The organism is Halomonas sp. E14 (assembly GCF_052568415.1).
In genome coordinates this window covers 3,578,738-3,594,827 of record NZ_CP199423.1, presented here as the reverse complement: position 1 = coordinate 3,594,827, position 16,090 = coordinate 3,578,738, and the positions used below count along the sequence as shown (strand labels likewise).

Sequence of the window (16,090 nt, the reverse complement as noted above, 5' to 3'; positions counted from 1 at the left end):
GCAAGGCTCCTTCGTTTGTCGGTGGGCCCGGGGGTCAGGTCAGGGCGATGCGCCCCTCGAAGACACGTTCGGCAGGGCCGGTCATGTGCAGTGGGGCGTCGCCACCGGGCCAGTCGATGCGCAGGTCGCCCCCCGGCAGGTGCACGGTCACCGGGCTTTCCAGCAGGCCCTGGCGAATGCCGCTGGCCACCGCCGCGCAGGCGCCGGTGCCGCAGGCCAGGGTCTCGCCGCTGCCGCGCTCGAAGACCCGCAGGCGGATCTCGTGGCGCGTCACCACCTGCATGAAGCCGACGTTGACCCGCCGCGGAAAGCGCGGGTGGCGTTCGATCAGCGGGCCGAGGCGCTCGACCGGGGCCGTCTCCACGCTGTCGACGCGCAGCACCGCGTGAGGGTTGCCCATCGAGACGACGCCGATCTCGTACGTCTCGCCGTCGACCTCGAGCGCGTGCAGCGGACGGTCCTCGGTGGCATCGAAGGGCAGGGCGGCGGGGGCGAAGCGCGGGGCGCCCATGTCAACCGTGACCATGCCCTGGTCGTCGATCACCAGGGTCAGCGGGCCGCCGGCGGTCTCCACGCGGATCTCGTTCTTGTGGGTCAGGCGCTGGTCGCGCACGAAGCGGGCGAAGCAGCGCGCGCCGTTACCGCAGTTCTCCACCTCGCTGCCGTCGGCGTTGAAAATCCGGTAGCGGAAGTCCATGTCGGGGCAGCGCGGCGGCTCGACGATCAGCAGCTGGTCGAAGCCCACCCCGAAGCGGCGGTCGGCCAGGCGACGAACCTGGTCCTCGCGCAGGCGGGCGCGCTGGGTGACCAGGTCGATCACCATGAAGTCGTTGCCGAGGCCATGCATCTTGGTGAAGTGCAGCAGCATCAGCGCGCCTCTCCGTCCGTCGCTGCTGCGGTGGGTAGCAGCGACTCGCCGGCCCACAGCGATGCCATGCTCTCGCGCTGGCGCACCACATGGAAGGCGTCGCCGTCGACCATCACTTCGGCGGGCCGCGGCCGGCTGTTGTAGTTCGAGGCCATGACGAAGCCGTAGGCGCCGGCGGAGCGCACCGCCAGCAGGTCGCCCGGCGCGATGGCCAGCTCGCGCTCCTTGCCGAGGAAGTCGCCGGTCTCACACACCGGGCCGACCACGTCGTAGGTGGCGCGCTCGCGCTCGAGGCGGGTATCGACCGGGATGATCGCCTGCCACGCCTGGTAGAGCGCCGGGCGGATCAGGTCGTTCATGCCGGCATCGACGATGGCGAAGTTCTTGGTTTCGCCGGGCTTGAGGAACTCGACCCGGGTCAGCAGCAGGCCGGCATTGGCGGCGATCGAGCGGCCCGGCTCGAACAGCAGGGTCAGACCCTCGCCGTGCTTCCACTGGGCTAGCCGTTCGAGCAGCGAGGCGGCGTAGTCGAACGGCTGGGGCGGGCGCTCGCCGCGGTAGGGCACGCCGAGCCCGCCGCCGAGGTCGAGGTGCTTCACGGTGATACCGCGCTCGCGCAGGCGCTCGAGCAGTACCAGCAGGCGATCCAGGGCGTCGAGGAAGGGGGCGATCTCGGTGAGCTGCGAGCCGATGTGGCAGTCCAGGCCGACGATCTCGATCCCCGGCAGGGTGGCGGCCAGCTCATAGACGTCGACCGCCTCGTCCACCGGGATGCCGAACTTGTTGTCCTTGAGCCCGGTGGAGATGTAGGGGTGGGTGCCGGCGTCGACGTCGGGATTGACCCGCAGCGACACCGGCGCCACCCGGCCCAGCCGCTCGGCCACGGCGGAGAGGCGCTGGAGCTCGGGGCGCGACTCGACGTTGAAGCACTTGATGCCGACCTCGAGGGCACGGGCCATCTCGCTCTCCTGCTTGGCCACGCCGGAGAACACCACCTTGGCCGGGTCGCCGCCGGCGGCCAGCACGCGTTCGAGCTCGCCCAGTGAGACGATGTCGAAGCCGGCGCCCAGGCGCGCCAAGAGGTTCAGCACCGCCAGGTTGGAGTTGGCCTTCACCGCGTAGCAGATCAGGTGGGGGTGGCCGCCCAGGGCTTCGGTGTAGGCGCGGAAGTGACGCGTCAGGGTGGCCCGGGAGTAGACGTAGCAGGGCGTGCCGACCGCGTCGGCCACCTGGGCCAGCGGGACTTCCTCGCCGTAGAGCACGCCGTCGCGATATTCGAAGTGATCCATGTGGGCTCTGTTAACTCTCGTCGTCGTTGGGGGCGGCAGCGCCCGTGCCGTAGCGCTCGGCGGCGGCCTCGTCGCCGGGCAGATAGAGCGGCCCCTTCTGCCCGCAGCCGGCCAATATCAGCAGGGCGGCGAGTGCCAGGGCGGCCCTCATGCGCGGCGCTCCAGGGCGGCAAGGGCCTGGCGGGCGCGGCTGGCCGCGGCGCGCACCTGGTCGGGGGCGGTGCCGCCGATGTGGTTGCGTGCCGCCACCGAGCCTTCCAGGGTCAGCACCTCGAACACGTCCTGCTCGATGACGTCGGAGAACTGGCGCAGCTCGTCGAGGCTCATCTCGGAGAGATCCTTGCCTTCGCGCAGGCCGAAGGCCACCGACTGGCCGACGATCTCGTGGGCGTCGCGGAATGCCACGCCGCGGCGTACCAGGTAGTCGGCGAGGTCGGTGGCGGTGGAGAAGCCGCGCCGGGCCGCCTCGTACATGCTCGCTTTGCGCGACTCGATGGCCGGTACCATGTCAGCGAACGCCTTGAGACAGTCGCGCACCGTGTCGAGGGTGTCGAACAGCGGCTCCTTGTCCTCCTGGTTGTCCTTGTTGTAGGCCAGCGGCTGCGACTTCATCAGCGTCAGCAGGCCCATCAGGTGGCCGTAGACGCGGCCGGTCTTGCCGCGCACCAGCTCGGGCACGTCGGGGTTCTTCTTCTGCGGCATGATCGAGCTGCCGGTGCAGAAGCGGTCGGGCAGGTCGATGAACTGGAACTGGGCGCTGGTCCACAGCACCAGCTCCTCGCTCATGCGCGACAGGTGCATCAGCAGGATGCTGGCGACGCTGGCGAATTCGATGGCGAAGTCGCGGTCGCTCACCGCGTCGAGCGAGTTCTCGGCCGGGCGCTCGAAGCCCAGCAGCTCGGAGGTGACGTGACGGTCGATGGGATAGGTGGTGCCGGCCAGCGCGGCGGCGCCCAGCGGCATCACGTTGACGCGCTTGCGGCAATCGAGCAGGCGCTCGTGGTCGCGGGCGAGCATCTCCTGCCAGGCCAGCAGGTGGTGGCCAAAGGTCACCGGCTGGGCGGTCTGCAGATGGGTGAAGCCGGGCATGATGGTGTCGGCCTCGCGCTCGGCGAGCGCGATCAGGCCCTGGCGCAGGCGGATCAGCTCGGCCTCGACCACGTCGATCTCGTCGCGCAGGAACAGGCGGATATCGGTGGCCACCTGGTCGTTGCGCGAGCGGCCGGTGTGCAGCTTCTTGCCGGTGATGCCGATCCGGTCGGTCAGGCGCGCCTCGATGTTCATGTGCACGTCTTCGAGCTTCACCGACCACTGGAACTCGCCGCGCTCGATCTCGCCGCGAATCTCGCCGAGGCCGTTGATGATGGCGTCGCGTTCATCGTCGGTCAGTACGCCCACCCGCGCCAGCATGGTGGCATGGGCGATGGAGCCCTGGATGTCCTGCAGGGCAAGGCGCTGGTCGAAGCCGACCGAGGCGGTGAAGCGCTCGACGAAGGCGTCGGTGGGTTCGCTGAAGCGGCCGCCCCAGGACTGATTGGTGCCGGGGGGTGTGGAACGAGAGCTCATCGGCGTGGGCATCCTGCTGGTACATGCGTGACGTTCGTGGGGGAACCATCTGTCAATGGCTCCAGATCATGGTTTCGCAGTGTACCAGAGTCGACGGGAGTGGCGAGGCCCGAGCCGGTGGGGCAGAGTGGGAGGCTGCGATTTTTCCTGCCTCGCCAGGTGCTTTATCATGGAGGCAACGACCATCCTCGGCCGCGATCGGGACGGTCTGCGGCAAATCATACTGCTGAGCAGGGCCCGCTCGGGTCCGCTGCATGGGAGAACCACGTGCGATCCATCTCTACGCTGCGCATTGCCACCCGCAAGAGCCAACTGGCCCTGTGGCAGGCCGAACATGTCCGTGACCTGCTGATGGCTCACCATCCCGATCTCACGGTGGAGCTGGTGGCGCTCTCCACCCGCGGCGACAAGATCCTCGATACGCCGCTGGCCAAGATCGGCGGCAAGGGGCTGTTCGTTAAGGAGCTCGAAGAGGCCATCCTCGACGGCCGCGCCGACATCGCCGTGCACTCCATGAAGGACGTGCCGATGCACTTCCCCGAGGGGCTTGGCCTGTCGGTGATCTTCGCCGGGGCCGAGCCGACCGATGCCCTGGTGTCCAATCACTACGGCACCCTCGACGAGCTGCCGGAAGGCGCGCGGATCGGCACCTCGAGCCTGCGCCGCGGCCTGCAGATGCGCGAGGCGCGCCCCGACGTGGAGATCGTCTCGCTGCGCGGCAACGTCCAGACCCGCCTGGCCAAGCTCGATGCCGGCGAGTTCGACGCCATCTTGCTGGCTACCTCCGGGCTCCGGCGGCTGGGGCTTGGCGATCGCATTGCCCAGGAGCTGCCGCCCGAGGTGTGCCTGCCGGCCTGCGGCCAGGGTGCGCTCGGCATCGAGTGTCGCATCAACGACCCCGACCTGATCGCACTGCTGGCGCCGCTGGACGACCCGGCCACCGCGACCCGCGTGCGCGCCGAACGGGCCATGAACACCCGCCTGGAAGGCGGCTGCCAGGTGCCGATCGGCGGCTACGCCACCTTCGAGAACGACGGCCAGACCCTGTGGCTGCGCGCCCTGGTCGGCAACCCCGAAGGCACCGAGGTGCTGCGCGCCGAGGGCCGGGGCTCCATTCACGAACCGGAGGCCCTCGGCATCCGCGTGGCCGAGGACCTGCTCGACCAGGGCGCCGGCGAGATCCTGGCCGAGGTCTACGGCGGCTGATGCCCGTCGTGCGGCCGGTATTGATCTGCCGTCCGGGCGAGCGGGCGACGGCGCTGGCGGAAGCCATCGAAGCCACCGGCTTCCCGGTGGCCAACCTCGATGCCATGGCGCTGGAGGCGCTGCCAGAGACGGCGGACATGCGCCAGGCCTGGCTCGACTTCGACCATTTCCACAAGGTGGTGGTGGTCAGCCCCTTCGCCGCCGAATGCCTGCATGAGGCCCTGGATCGCTACTGGCCGCAGCTGCCGCTCGGCACCGCCTGGTACGCGGTGGGGGCGGCCACGGCGCAGGCCTTGCACCAGCGACTCGGGGTGCGCGTGCACATGCCGCCGCATGACGCCGGGGAGGACACCAGCGAAGCCCTGCTACAGCTGGCATCACTGCGCCGGCTCGACGGCGAGCGGATCCTGCTGGTGGCCGGCGAGGGCGGGCGGCCCGTGCTGGCGGAAACTCTGGCCTCTCGGGGCGGCCGTGTCACGCGGCTCGCGCTCTACCGCCGCTGCCTGCAGCCGCCGCCCGCCACGCTGCAGGCGCGGCTCGCCTGCGGCGATTTTCATGCCCTGGTGGTCAGCAGCGGAGAATTACTCGAACATCTGGCAAGATGGTGCACCAGGGCCACCTTGAACCAACCGCTAATCGTGTCCAGTCGGCGTTTGGCTACACTGGCCGAGGATTTGGGCTTTCGCACTTGCGTGGTGGCTATGGGTGCTACACCGGCGGCTCTGGCCAGCGCTGTGGCAGGGCTTCGCGACCTGGGGGGTGCCGATGTCGATCAAGACGATCTCGAAAAGGGCTAGCGACTGATGAGCAAGCAGACTAACGAGCAGGACGAACAAAAATCGCCTTCCGGTGACGCGCGAGGCGACAAGCGACGCGCAGCCGACAGCAAGGGCAATAGCGGTGGTTCGAACCAGGGACGCCCGCAGGGTGGCGGCAAGTCGACCCAGGCCGGCCGGTCCGACAAGCCGGCGGATGCCAGCCCGCCTGTGGCAAACAAGGGCCAGCCCGGCGACACGCAGCCGGAGGCCAAGCCCGGCGGCACCGACACGCTGGCCGCCGAGGACAAGCCCGCCGGTACCGGCACGCCGGCGGCGGCCAAGCCTGCCGTAGACAAGCCCGCTGCCGGCCCCACGCCCGCTTCCGGTGCCCCCGGCAAGAGTACTCCCGGCGCCACGCCTGCCGCAGCCAAGGCGAGCGAGCCTTCTAAACCCGCTGGCGGTGGCACCCCGCCTCCGCCACCACCCAGCGCCGGCGAGCGCAAGGGGGCCGGGCGCGCCGCTGGCGTGCTGGCCCTGATCCTGGTGCTGTTCCTCGGCATCGGGGCGGGCCTGTTCGCCTGGAATGCCTGGGAGCGTCTCGACGAACAGCAGCAGCGCCTGGCCGAGCTCGAGCAGCGTGCCGGTGAGGCGGCCTCGGCCGACGACCTGACCGGCCTGCGCGAGCAGCTCCAGAGCGGCGAGCGTGAGCGCAACACCGAGATGACCCAGGCGGTCGAGGCGATTCGCAGCGAGTTCGCCAGCTATCGCAGCGAAGTCGACGGCACCCTGGATCAGGTGCTCGACGAGCTCTCCCGCGAGCAGGACACCGACGAGCGCGAATGGCTGCACGCCGAGGCCGCCTACCTGCTGCGCCTGGCCAACCAGCGCCTGCAGCTGGAGCGTGACGTGGAGGGCGCGGCGGCACTGCTGCGCACCGCCGATGCCCGCCTCGAGGAGGCGCAGAACCCGGCCCTGACCTCCGTGCGCCGCGCCATCGCCGCGGAGCTGTCGGTGCTTGACGGGGTGCCGCGCGTCGACCGCACCGGCCTCTACCTTGCCCTGCATGCCCAGCAGGAGCGCCTGGGTGGCATGCCGCTGTCGCGTGAGCTCGAAGAGATCCCGGCCCGCTCTGGCCTGCAGGAGGCGCCCACCGGTGCCTGGCAGCAGCAGCTCAGCCGCTTCGGCCAGGAGCTGAAGGATCTGGTGGTGATCCGCCAGCACGACGAAACCCTGGAAACCCTGGTGACGCCCGAGCAGGAAGCCTACCTGCGCCAGAGCGCGCGCCTGGTGCTCGAGCAGGCCCAGCTGGCCCTGCTGCAGGAAGAGCAGGCCCTGTACGAGGCGAGCCTCGACAAGGCGCTAACGCTGATTCGCCACTACTACGACACCGAGCGCAGCGAAGTGCAGGCCGCGATCGAGCGCCTCGAGGAACTCAAGCGCGAGAACATCCAGCCCGAGCTGCCCGATATCAGCGGCTCGCAGCAGGCCCTGGCCGAATTCATCGAGCGGCGTTTCGGTTCGCGCGGCGGCCGGGGAGATGACGCATGAGAAAGCTGCTGCTTATCGTCCTGCTGGGCCTTGCCCTCGGGGCTTTGTTCGGCCAGCTGATGGTCTCGATTCCCGGCTACTGGCTGGTGCGGGTTGGCGATACCTCAGTGCAGACCTCGTTCTGGTTCGGGCTGGTGCTGCTGCTGGCGGCCTTCCTCGTTCTGCACTTCGCCCTGCGCGTGCTGATGCGCATGAGCTACCCGGTCAGCCGGCTCAAGGTGTGGAACCGGCGCACCCGGCATCGCAACGCCATGAAGCGCACCGTGCGCGGCCTGGTGGCGCTGGCCGAAGGCCGCTGGAAGACGGCGGAGAAGTCGCTGGTCAAGGCCGCCGACGACTCCAGCACCCCGCTGGTCAACTATCTCTCGGCCGCGCTGGCCGCCCACTACCAGGGCCGCTACGACCAGGCCGACACCCTGCTCAAGCGTGCCCACCTCTCCACCGAGGGGGCCGACTCGGCGGTGGGGCTGATGCAGGTCCAGCTGATGCTGGATCGCCAGCAGTATGAAGAGGCGCTGGCGATCCTCACCCGGCTCGACCGCCAGATGCCCAACCACCCGCAGGTGCTCAAGCAGCTCAAGCAGGCCTATCTCAGCGTCAGCGATTGGGAAGGCCTGCGTCGCCTGATGCCGCGACTGGCGGCACGCCAGCTGATCTCGCCGCAGGAGCGCAGCCAGCTGGAGCTGCGCGCCTACAAGGAGCTGCTGGTGCACGAGGCGCGCGACCCGGGCAACATCGAGCGGATTCGCAGCCTGTGGGCCGACATGCCCGACGCGCTGCGTACCAACGTCGAGCTGGTGGTGCTCTACACCGAGGCGCTGGTGCGCGGCAACGAGGAAGGCATCGCCGAGCGGCTGCTGCGCCACTCGCTCAAGGAGCATTGGGACAGCCGCCTGGTGCTGCGCTACGGCTTGCTCGACGTCGACCCGGCCCGCCAGCTGGTGCATGCCGAGAAGTGGCTGCAGGAGCGTCCCAACGACCCGGACCTGCTGCTCTCCCTGGGCCGCCTGGCGCTGCGCAACGCCTACTGGGGCAAGGCGCAGGAGTACTTCGAGGCGAGCCAGCGCCAGCGTCCGAGCGGGGTGGTGTGCGCCGAGCTGGCCAGGCTGTTCGCCAACCTCGGCGAGCACAACAAGAGCCAGCTCTACTACCGCCAGAGCGTCGAGCTGCTCGACAAGTCGCTGCCGTCGCTGCCCCAGCCCGCCGAGCCGACGGCGGTGGTGGAGGAGCCGGCGCGCGACAAGTAAGACCAGGCCGACGGCCAGGGTCGATCTGCATTGGCTCGACCCTTAAGAGGGCGCTTCGGCGCCCTCTTTTCGTACGTGGATGGGGCCTACCTGGCTGGTCGTGCCTGGGCGGTTGTACCTGGGTGTTGTATTTGAGCGGTCGTGGCGGCTTGCCGTGCCTGGCGACCGGCAACCCGCTCCTGTTGATGCTACGCCACCATCCTGGGCCCGGAAACGCAGAGAGCCGGCGTGTCGCGCCGGCTCGCGTAGGTGGATGACGACTGTCGCAGCGGGCCGGAGCCTCGCCGCGACGCCAGGGGGCTAGTCCTTCTCCTCGTAGTCTTCGCCGAGAGTCGGGTTGGGCTTGGCACGCGGGTCGTGTTCACCCTCGCGGCTGCTCTGGGCTGAGCGGGGTTGCCCGCCGGGGCGGCCGTCGATGTCGAAGTTCTGCTGCATGAGACGCACGTTGGCCGGCGGTGCTTCGCCCTCCTTGCCCACGCCGAAGTAGAGCGTGGTGTGCGGGAAGGGAATCTCGATGCCCTTGGCGTCGAAGTGCAGCTTCACCAGGCGGTTGTAGGCGCGGCCCACGCCCCACTGGGTGCCCGGCGTGGTCTTGATGCGCACGCGGATGTTGACCGAACTGTCGCCGAGCCCGGTCACGCCGGCTACCTCCAGCGGCGCCACGATGCTCATCTTGTGGGTCTCGTCCGCGGCCAGCTCGTCGAAGGCTTCACGCAGCGCGATGATCGCCTCGTCGATGCTCTCGCGGTAGGCGATGCCGTACTCGCCCACGTGATAGCCAAATTCACGCATGAAGTTGGATACCGTGTCGACGCTGGAGAAGGGCACGATGTGGTAGGTACCGAAAAGATCGCGAATACCTACCGAGCGTATGCTGAGCCGCTCGGCGGTGCCGGTGATGCCACCCACCGAGACTACATCGCCGGTGTTCATGGCGTTCTCCACCTGGATGAAGATCCCGGTGATGATGTCCTGAACAAGTTTCTGCGCGCCGAAGCCGATCGCCAGGCCGAGCACACCGGCACCGGCGATCAGCGGGCCGATATTGATGCCGATTTCAGACAGGATGATCATGCCGGTCATGGTGACCAGGGCGATGGCCAGGGCGTTGCGGAACAGCGAGAGCAGGGTCTTGGCGCGGGCGTCGGGCTCGCCCGTGCCGGTCTCGGGGTTGAGCTTGTGTTCGATCAGGCTAGCCAGGCCCAGCCATACGCCGATCGCCAGCAGCAGGATCATGGCCACGCTGACCAGCATGCCGACCAGTCCACGGCCTGCGTCGGAGGCGTACCAGGCCGTCAGGTCGAAGGCGCCCCAGGCGTCGAGCACCACCAGCACCACGGTGATCAGAATCAGCGTGCGCAGTACCCGCAAAGCGTTGGGCACATAGCTGTTCAGGCGTGGCTCGAGCAGCGGCAGCTTGCGGCGCAGGTCATCGGAGAGACGGATGCGTCGGCCGATGGTCTGCGACAGCAGGCTCGACAGCAGCATGCCTACTACCACGGCGGCGATGGTCTGCAGCGTGGCGACCAACACGTAGGGCAGGGCATCGGCCGGGCGCGTCAGCATCACGATCAGCACCATCAAGAAATAGGCCAGGGCAAACAGGTGCCAGGTGCGGGCGAACAGGTGCAGCGACACGCGCGTGGCGGTCAAATCCGAGCGTGTCGCCAGCAGGTCGAGTTCCACGCGAATCCGCTTGCGGTTCTTGAGGACCACCGTGACGGCGTAGAGGAAGGCGCCGAACATGATCAGCGCCCCAACCCCCTGGCCCAGCGACGGGGCCAGGTAGACGCTGGTCAGCGGGACCACCACCATCAGACCGTAGCCGACCAGGCCGACCAGGCGCGCAAGCCAACGGTTCCAGTAGGAGGCCTCGCCGGCCGAGATCGGCAGCAGGCGTAGCCCCTCGTAGCGGGACGAGAACAGCATGCGCAGGGCGGCCTTGATCAGCTCGATGATCAGAAAGGCGTTGAGGAACAGCGAGGCGCGCGTGGAGAGTTCGCCGGTTTCGCCGATGGCGAAGGTGGCAATCAGGTTGCCGGCGACATAGGCCAGTGCCACCACCAACAGATCGACCACGGCCGCGAGCGCCACGCACAGCACCAGCCGCAGGGTCGGGTTCAGCTCGCTGTCCTTGCGCGACCAGAGACTGAGGCGGCCAAACAGCGGCCGTGACAGGTGGCGGAACAGCATGAACAGGACGAAAGTGGCGATGATGACCAGGCCCAGGTTGATGGCCGCGGTGGTGAAGGCGGCCATGTCGAAGGCGGTGGCATCGGTGCCTGCGCTGAACAGGCTCGACAGGATGCCGCCCAGGTTGCGTACCTCACCGCCGATATCGCTGGCCACGCGGCTGGTCAGTTCGGCCAGTTGCCTGGGAAACGATATCGTCAGGGCGGTGGGTTCGGCCTGGCCCAGCGCTTGCTCCTCGGCGGCCTGCCGGCGCAGATGGTCGATCAGCTGCTGGCGCGCTTCGTCGTTTTCCAGCATGTCGGCCAGCGCCGCGGGGGCAGGAGGGGCGTCGGCAGGCTGGGCCAGCGCCGGGGCCGCTGCGAGCAGGCTCAGGGCCAGCCAGCCCAGCAGCAGGTAAAGCATTCGTTTGGCTATCACGCGTGTCCTCCATCTCGGCGTGTCGTCAAGAAACGATGGTACGTCGATCATGATAACGGCCTTTGGCGATTCGGCACGAATCGAGCGAGAAAAATTCTATGCAACTATTGTACATTAAAGCCAAGTTGTGCCATATTTTATTTGTGCCTATCCCCTAGGCACACCCTGAACGAAGTCCGATATCCCCCTTTGCCACCCTCCCCGGGTGGCTTTTCTTTGTTTCGCCGACCGGCTTGGCTAGTATCGGCCATGAACCGGAGGGGGCAGGCGATGGGAACTTGGTGGCTGGTGGCGGCAGGCGGCGCGCTGGGTGGCATGGCGCGTCTCGCCGTGTCGGAGCTGACGGCACGACGCGTCGGGACCGGGTTTCCCTGGGGCACCCTGGCGGTCAATCTCAGCGGCGCCTTTGCGGCCGGTGTCCTGGCGGGCCTGCTCGGCATGCCGCACGGCGAGCTGTCACCTGCTCCCGCTTGGCTGGGCCTGGTGGTGGGCGGCCTGGGCGGCTATACCACCGTGTCATCGCTGAGCCTGCAGACCCTGGCGCTGTGGCAGAGCGGCCGCACGCACGCCGCGCTGGCCAACCTGGGGGCGACCCTGGGCGCCGGACTGACCCTGGCCGCGCTGGGCTGGTGGCTGGGCGGAGTCGCGGTATGAGCGGCTGGCGTGCCTATGCGGCCGTGGGCCTGGGCAGTGCGCTTGGCAGCCTGCTTCGCTACCTGGTCTCGCTGGCGGCGCTGGTGCTGTTCGGCCCCGGCCTGCCTTGGGGAACGCTGGCGGTCAACGTGCTGGGCTCCTGGCTGATCGCCTTCTTCGCCGCCTATGTGGCAGGCCAGGGCCGGCTGGCCGGCTGGCAGCCCTTCCTAGTGGCCGGCTTCTGCGGCGGCTTCACCACCTTCTCGCTGTTCGGGCTGGAGACGCTGCAGCTGATCGAGCTCGGCCGCCCCGGCCTGGCGCTGCTTTACATGCTGCTCAACGTGCCGCTGTGGCTGTCCGCCGCCTGGCTGGGCGACCGCCTGGTGCGGGTCCGCCAGGGCTGATTGTGCCGGCTTAGTCGGCTCTCTTGCCGCGGCGGTGCGCCTTCGGCTGGCCTGGCGCTGTCGCCGGGCCGGGGGCGCGCGGGAAATGCGCCCGCACCAGTGCCAACAGCCCTTGCGTCGAGGCGTCGAAGTCCTGGCTGTGCTCGTCGATCCGGCTGCTGATCTCGCCGGCGATGCGCTTGCCCAGCTGAACGCCCCACTGGTCGAACGAGTTGATGTTCCAGATCACGCCCTGGACGAACACCTTGTGCTCGTAGAGCGCAATCAGTGCGCCGAGGTTCTTCGGCGTGAGCTCGTCGAGCAGCAGCACGCTGGAGGGGCGATTGCCGGGGCAGCTGTAGGGATCGAGCCGACTGCCGTCGTCGCCCTTGAGGCTGCCTTCCATGAAGGCGTTGGCCTGGGCCAGCATGTTGGTGAGCAGGGCGAAGTGGTGCTCTTCGAAGCCTGGCTCGGGCTTGAGCGAGGCGATGAAGTCGATCGGCACGTAGCGTGTGCCCTGGTGCAACAGCTGGAAGAAGGCGTGCTGCCCGTTGGAGCCGGTCTGGCCCCAGACGATCGGGCCGGTCTTGTAGTCCACCGGGTGGCCGAAGATGTCCACCGACTTGCCGTTGGATTCCATGTCGAGCTGCTGCAGGAAGGCGGGCAGCTGATGCAGCGCCTGGTCGTAGGGCACGATGGCCTGGGTCTCTGCGCCCTGGAAGTTGATATGCCAGATGCCGATCAGCGCCATCAAGACCGGCATGTTCTCGCGGAAAGGGGCCTGGATGAAGTGCTGGTCCATCTCGTAGGCGCCTTCGAGCATGGCCATGAAGCCGTCGAAGCCGATGGAGAGGGCGATAGGCAGCCCGATGGAGGACCACATCGAGTAGCGTCCGCCGACCCAGGCCCAGAACTCGAAGACGTTCTCCTCGCGGATGCCGAAGGCCATGGCGGCCTTCTTGTTGGTGGAGGCGGCCACGAAGTGGGCGCCCACGTCGGCCTCCGCTCCGGCAGTCTCCAGAAACCAGCGGCGCGCCGACTTGGCGTTCAGCAGCGTCTCCTGGGTGGAGAAGGTCTTGGTCGAGACGATGAACAGCGTGGTGGCCGGGTCGAGGCGCGTAAGCACCTTCTGGATGTGGTTGCCGTCGACGTTGGAGACGAAGTGGAAGTTGAGCGCAGGGTGGCGATACTTGAGCAGCGCCCGGCAGGCCATGTTGGGGCCGAGGTCGGAGCCGCCGATGCCGATATTGACTACGTCGCGGATGCGCTTGCCGCTGTAGCCCTTCCAGGCGCCGCTGCGCACGGCCTCGGAGAAATGCTGGATCTGTTCGCGGGTGCGGCGGATCTCGGGCATCACGTCCTTGCCGTCGACGATCACCGGGCTGTTGCCCAGGTTGCGCAGCGCCGTGTGCAGCACCGGGCGGTCCTCGGTGACGTTGATGATGTCGCCGGAGAACATCTGGGCGCGACGCTGCACCAGCGCCGAGTGGTCGGCCAGCTCGATCAGCTTGGCCAGCACGGTCGGCGAGACCGGCTGCTTGGAATAGTCGAGGAACAGGCCGCCGACGCGCAGGCTCATCGCGTCGAAGCGCGCCGGGTCGGCGGCGAAGTACTCCTTGATGCGGTCGTTTGCCGTTTCTTGCTGAAGCTGTTTCAGGGCTTGCCAGGTGACGCTGCGAGTGAGCTGGAACATGGTGGCCTCGGCGCGCGGGCGGTCTACCCGTTTCGTGTTGTTATGTCCGTGCTACTGGTCTTGTGTGGCTTATCTGTGTGGCTTGTCTTGTGGGGCAGTATCCGAGCGGCGGTCAGGCTGTCTCAGCCGCTGCGCGAGGCCACCCAGGCGTCGGCATCGGGGATGGCCATCTCGTAAGGCTGGCCGAGCCAGGGCGAGCTGACCAGGAAATCGGCGCTGGCGGCGTTACATGCCACTGGCACGTTCCACAGTGCCGCCAGGCGCAGCAGCGCCTTGACGTCGGGGTCGTGGGGCTGGGGGGCGAACGGGTCCCAGAAGAAGATCAGCAGGTCCAGGCGCTGCTCGGTGATGCGTGCGCCGATCTGCTGGTCGCCGCCCAGCGGGCCGCTCATCAGGCCTTCGACCGCGAGCCCCAGGCGGACCGAAAGGCGGCCGGCGGTGGTGCCGGTACCCACCAGTTCGTGGGCGGCCAGGGTGTCGCGCCACTGGGTGGCCCATTCGAGCAACTCTGCCTTCTTGCCGTCGTGGGCGATCAGGGCGATGCGTTTGCGTGCCGGCAGGGTGCGGCGCACGCTGCGCCGGGGACGACTGTCGTTCATGGTTGACCTACCTCGAGGATCTTCAGGGTATTGGTGCCGCCGTGGGCGTTCATGTGATCGCCCCGGGTCAGGATGACATGATCCCCCGGTTCGGCAATCCCCTTCTCCACCAGCAGCGCCAGCGCCCGGTCGTTGAGCTCCGTGGCCGCCATGTCGCTGGTGTCGAACGGCAGCGAGACCACCCCGCGATACAGCGCCATGCGCCGCTGGGCCACCGGGCTGTGGGCCAGCCCGACGATGGGCAGCCCCGAGCGGATGCGCGAGGCGATCAGCGGCGTGTAGCCGGTCGAGGTCATGCAGGCGATGGCGGCCACCCCGCTGAGATGGTTGGCGGCGTACATGGCGGAGAGCGCGATGGTCTCGTCGATGCGTGAGAAGCCTTCGTGGATGCGGTGCCCCGACGCCTGAGCCACACGCTCGCGCTCGGCGCCCAGGCACACCCGGCGGATCGCCTCCAGGGTCTCCACCGGGTAGTCGCCGGCGGCGGTCTCGGCCGAGAGCATCACCGCGTCGGTGCCGTCGAGCACCGCATTGGCGACGTCGAACACCTCGGCGCGGGTGGGCAGCGGCGAGGTGATCATCGACTCCATCATCTGGGTGGCGGTGATCACCGCGCGGTTGAGCGTGCGGGCGCGCTTGATGATGCGCTTCTGCATGCCGATCAGCTTTTCGTCGCCGATCTCCACGCCGAGATCGCCGCGGGCCACCATCACCGCCTCGCTGGCCTCGATGATGCCGTCGAGGGTGGCCTCGTCGGCCACCGCCTCGGCGCGCTCGAGCTTGGCGACCAGGCCGATCTCCTGGCCCGCTTCGCCGAGCAGGCGACGTGCTTCGCGCATGTCCTCGGCCGAGCGTGGGAAGGAGACGGCGAGGTAGTCGACGCCGATCTCGATGGCGGTCTTGAGGTCGGCCTTGTCCTTGTCGGTCAGCGCCGGGGCCGAGAGCCCGCCGCCCTGCTTGTTGATGCCCTTGTTGTTGGAGAGCTTGCCGCCGGTGACCACCACGGTGTGCACCTGCTGCCCCTCGATGCGCTCGACGTCGAGCACCAGGCGGCCGTCGTCGAGCAGCAGGCGGTCGCCGGGGGCGACGTCGTCGATCAGCTGCTTGTAGTCGCAGCCGACGCGGCTGGCGTCGCCGGCGTTGCCGTCGAGCGCCATGTCGAGCACGAAGGGCTGGCCCGGGGCGAGCACCACAGGGCCGTCCTTGAAGCGGGCGATGCGGATCTTGGGCCCCTGCAAGTCGCCGAGGGCGGCCACGCTCTTGCCCAGGCGCTCGGCGATCTCGCGCACGGCGCTCAGGCGGCGGCGGTGGTCGTCGGCCGAGCCGTGGGAGAAGTTGAGGCGCACCACGTCGACGCCGGTGCGAAGCATCGCCTCCAGCACGCCCTCGCGGTCGCTGGCCGGACCCAGGGTGGCGACGAGCTTGGTGCGGCGGATGGGGCTGTGGGTCGGCATGGCGATCCTCCGAAGGGGTGGCCTGTTTGGAAGCAATTTTGGGGTAATATTACTACATTATGGCCGCAAGAAAAGGTTCTGCTTGAGTGGAGCGGCCGGGTATTTCAAAGGCTGAAAGTCATATTAGCGTTGGTTGAGTGCGGAAACAGGGCGGTTGAGCAGGGATGCCTATAAGAGAGGCATTGCGTTATGTTGTAAAATTACTAAAAAATGCTTGTGTCCACCGACGGCCTGCG

14 protein-coding genes are annotated in these 16,090 nt (G+C 68.1%); 6 read left to right on the top strand and 8 right to left on the bottom strand.

Annotation, left to right across the window (positions count from 1 at the left end; genetic code table 11):
- Window positions 1–34: 34 nt before the first annotated feature.
- Genes dapF through argH form a run of 4 tightly spaced genes read right to left on the bottom strand, consistent with a single transcriptional unit; the run spans window position 35 to window position 3,723 of the window.
- Window positions 35–868 carry a diaminopimelate epimerase gene (gene dapF / locus ACT7B3_RS16910; protein ID WP_445158736.1) on the bottom strand — a complete coding sequence of 278 codons (834 nt, stop codon included), beginning with the start codon at window positions 866–868 and terminating at the stop codon, window positions 35–37.
- Window positions 868–2,157 carry a diaminopimelate decarboxylase gene (gene lysA / locus ACT7B3_RS16905; protein WP_444678986.1) on the bottom strand — a complete coding sequence of 430 codons (1,290 nt, stop codon included), beginning with the start codon at window positions 2,155–2,157 and terminating at the stop codon, window positions 868–870. Before lysA ends, dapF begins: the two co-directional genes overlap by 1 nt.
- A 10-nt stretch (window positions 2,158–2,167) precedes the next feature.
- On the bottom strand, window positions 2,168–2,308 hold the full coding sequence (gene lptM / locus ACT7B3_RS16900; RefSeq protein ID WP_444678987.1) for an LPS translocon maturation chaperone LptM: 141 nt from the start codon (window positions 2,306–2,308) through the stop codon (window positions 2,168–2,170).
- A complete protein-coding gene (gene argH / locus ACT7B3_RS16895) occupies window positions 2,305–3,723 on the bottom strand; it encodes an argininosuccinate lyase (RefSeq protein WP_445158735.1) in 1,419 nt (472 codons plus the stop codon). Before argH ends, lptM begins: the two co-directional genes overlap by 4 nt.
- A gap of 267 nt (window positions 3,724–3,990) precedes the next feature.
- Here argH and hemC point away from each other — a divergent pair, with 267 nt between their 5' ends.
- From hemC to ACT7B3_RS16875, 4 genes are read left to right on the top strand one after another with little or no spacing between them, the layout of a single operon-like run.
- Window positions 3,991–4,929, top strand: a complete 939-nt coding sequence (gene hemC / locus ACT7B3_RS16890; RefSeq protein ID WP_444678989.1) for a hydroxymethylbilane synthase — start codon at window positions 3,991–3,993, stop codon at window positions 4,927–4,929.
- The gene (locus ACT7B3_RS16885; RefSeq protein ID WP_445158734.1) at window positions 4,929–5,726 is read left to right on the top strand and encodes a uroporphyrinogen-III synthase; all 798 of its coding nucleotides are present in this window, start codon (window positions 4,929–4,931) and stop codon (window positions 5,724–5,726) included. Before hemC ends, ACT7B3_RS16885 begins: the two co-directional genes overlap by 1 nt.
- A 6-nt stretch (window positions 5,727–5,732) precedes the next feature.
- Complete coding sequence (locus ACT7B3_RS16880; protein ID WP_445158733.1) at window positions 5,733–7,235, top strand: uroporphyrinogen-III C-methyltransferase; 1,503 nt, start codon at window positions 5,733–5,735, stop codon at window positions 7,233–7,235.
- Window positions 7,232–8,482, top strand: coding sequence for a heme biosynthesis HemY N-terminal domain-containing protein (locus tag ACT7B3_RS16875; protein ID WP_445158732.1), 1,251 nt, complete (start codon window positions 7,232–7,234; stop codon window positions 8,480–8,482). Before ACT7B3_RS16880 ends, ACT7B3_RS16875 begins: the two co-directional genes overlap by 4 nt.
- A 300-nt stretch (window positions 8,483–8,782) precedes the next feature.
- On the opposite strand, the gene ybiO is transcribed toward ACT7B3_RS16875, so the two are convergent.
- Window positions 8,783–11,077, bottom strand: coding sequence for a mechanosensitive channel protein (gene ybiO, locus ACT7B3_RS16870; RefSeq protein ID WP_445158896.1), 2,295 nt, complete (start codon window positions 11,075–11,077; stop codon window positions 8,783–8,785).
- 285 nt (window positions 11,078–11,362) lie between these two features.
- Between ybiO and ACT7B3_RS16865 the strand changes: the two genes are divergently transcribed.
- Both ACT7B3_RS16865 and crcB read left to right on the top strand, forming a co-directional pair.
- Window positions 11,363–11,746, top strand: coding sequence for a CrcB family protein (locus ACT7B3_RS16865; protein WP_445158731.1), 384 nt, complete (start codon window positions 11,363–11,365; stop codon window positions 11,744–11,746).
- A complete protein-coding gene (crcB, locus tag ACT7B3_RS16860) occupies window positions 11,743–12,129 on the top strand; it encodes a fluoride efflux transporter CrcB (protein ID WP_445158730.1) in 387 nt (128 codons plus the stop codon). Before ACT7B3_RS16865 ends, crcB begins: the two co-directional genes overlap by 4 nt.
- Before the next feature lie 10 nt (window positions 12,130–12,139).
- Here the strand turns inward: crcB and pgi are convergent, their stop codons facing one another.
- The 3 genes from pgi to pyk form a co-directional block, all read right to left on the bottom strand.
- Window positions 12,140–13,801, bottom strand: coding sequence for a glucose-6-phosphate isomerase (gene pgi, locus ACT7B3_RS16855; protein WP_445158729.1), 1,662 nt, complete (start codon window positions 13,799–13,801; stop codon window positions 12,140–12,142).
- 122 nt (window positions 13,802–13,923) lie between these two features.
- Complete coding sequence (locus ACT7B3_RS16850) at window positions 13,924–14,400, bottom strand: methylglyoxal synthase (RefSeq protein WP_445158728.1); 477 nt, start codon at window positions 14,398–14,400, stop codon at window positions 13,924–13,926.
- Window positions 14,397–15,854 carry a pyruvate kinase gene (gene pyk / locus ACT7B3_RS16845; protein ID WP_445158727.1) on the bottom strand — a complete coding sequence of 486 codons (1,458 nt, stop codon included), beginning with the start codon at window positions 15,852–15,854 and terminating at the stop codon, window positions 14,397–14,399. The genes ACT7B3_RS16850 and pyk overlap by 4 nt, the downstream gene beginning before the upstream one ends.
- Between the last annotated feature and the right edge of the window lie 236 nt (window positions 15,855–16,090).

What these genes read in the sequence shown, in the direction of transcription:
- dapF (WP_445158736.1), bottom strand. Translation starts at nt 868, where the DNA reads ATGCTGCTGCACTTCACCAAGATGCATGGCCTCGGCAACGACTTCATG.
- lysA (WP_444678986.1), bottom strand. Translation starts at nt 2,157, where the DNA reads ATGGATCACTTCGAATATCGCGACGGCGTGCTCTACGGCGAGGAAGTC.
- lptM (WP_444678987.1), bottom strand. Translation starts at nt 2,308, where the DNA reads ATGAGGGCCGCCCTGGCACTCGCCGCCCTGCTGATATTGGCCGGCTGC.
- argH (WP_445158735.1), bottom strand. Translation starts at nt 3,723, where the DNA reads ATGAGCTCTCGTTCCACACCCCCCGGCACCAATCAGTCCTGGGGCGGC.
- ACT7B3_RS16885 (WP_445158734.1), top strand. Translation starts at nt 4,929, where the DNA reads ATGCCCGTCGTGCGGCCGGTATTGATCTGCCGTCCGGGCGAGCGGGCG.
- ACT7B3_RS16880 (WP_445158733.1), top strand. Translation starts at nt 5,733, where the DNA reads ATGAGCAAGCAGACTAACGAGCAGGACGAACAAAAATCGCCTTCCGGT.
- ACT7B3_RS16875 (WP_445158732.1), top strand. Translation starts at nt 7,232, where the DNA reads ATGAGAAAGCTGCTGCTTATCGTCCTGCTGGGCCTTGCCCTCGGGGCT.
- ybiO (WP_445158896.1), bottom strand. Translation starts at nt 11,077, where the DNA reads ATGCTTTACCTGCTGCTGGGCTGGCTGGCCCTGAGCCTGCTCGCAGCG.
- ACT7B3_RS16865 (WP_445158731.1), top strand. Translation starts at nt 11,363, where the DNA reads ATGGGAACTTGGTGGCTGGTGGCGGCAGGCGGCGCGCTGGGTGGCATG.
- crcB (WP_445158730.1), top strand. Translation starts at nt 11,743, where the DNA reads ATGAGCGGCTGGCGTGCCTATGCGGCCGTGGGCCTGGGCAGTGCGCTT.
- pgi (WP_445158729.1), bottom strand. Translation starts at nt 13,801, where the DNA reads ATGTTCCAGCTCACTCGCAGCGTCACCTGGCAAGCCCTGAAACAGCTT.
- ACT7B3_RS16850 (WP_445158728.1), bottom strand. Translation starts at nt 14,400, where the DNA reads ATGAACGACAGTCGTCCCCGGCGCAGCGTGCGCCGCACCCTGCCGGCA.
- pyk (WP_445158727.1), bottom strand. Translation starts at nt 15,854, where the DNA reads ATGCCGACCCACAGCCCCATCCGCCGCACCAAGCTCGTCGCCACCCTG.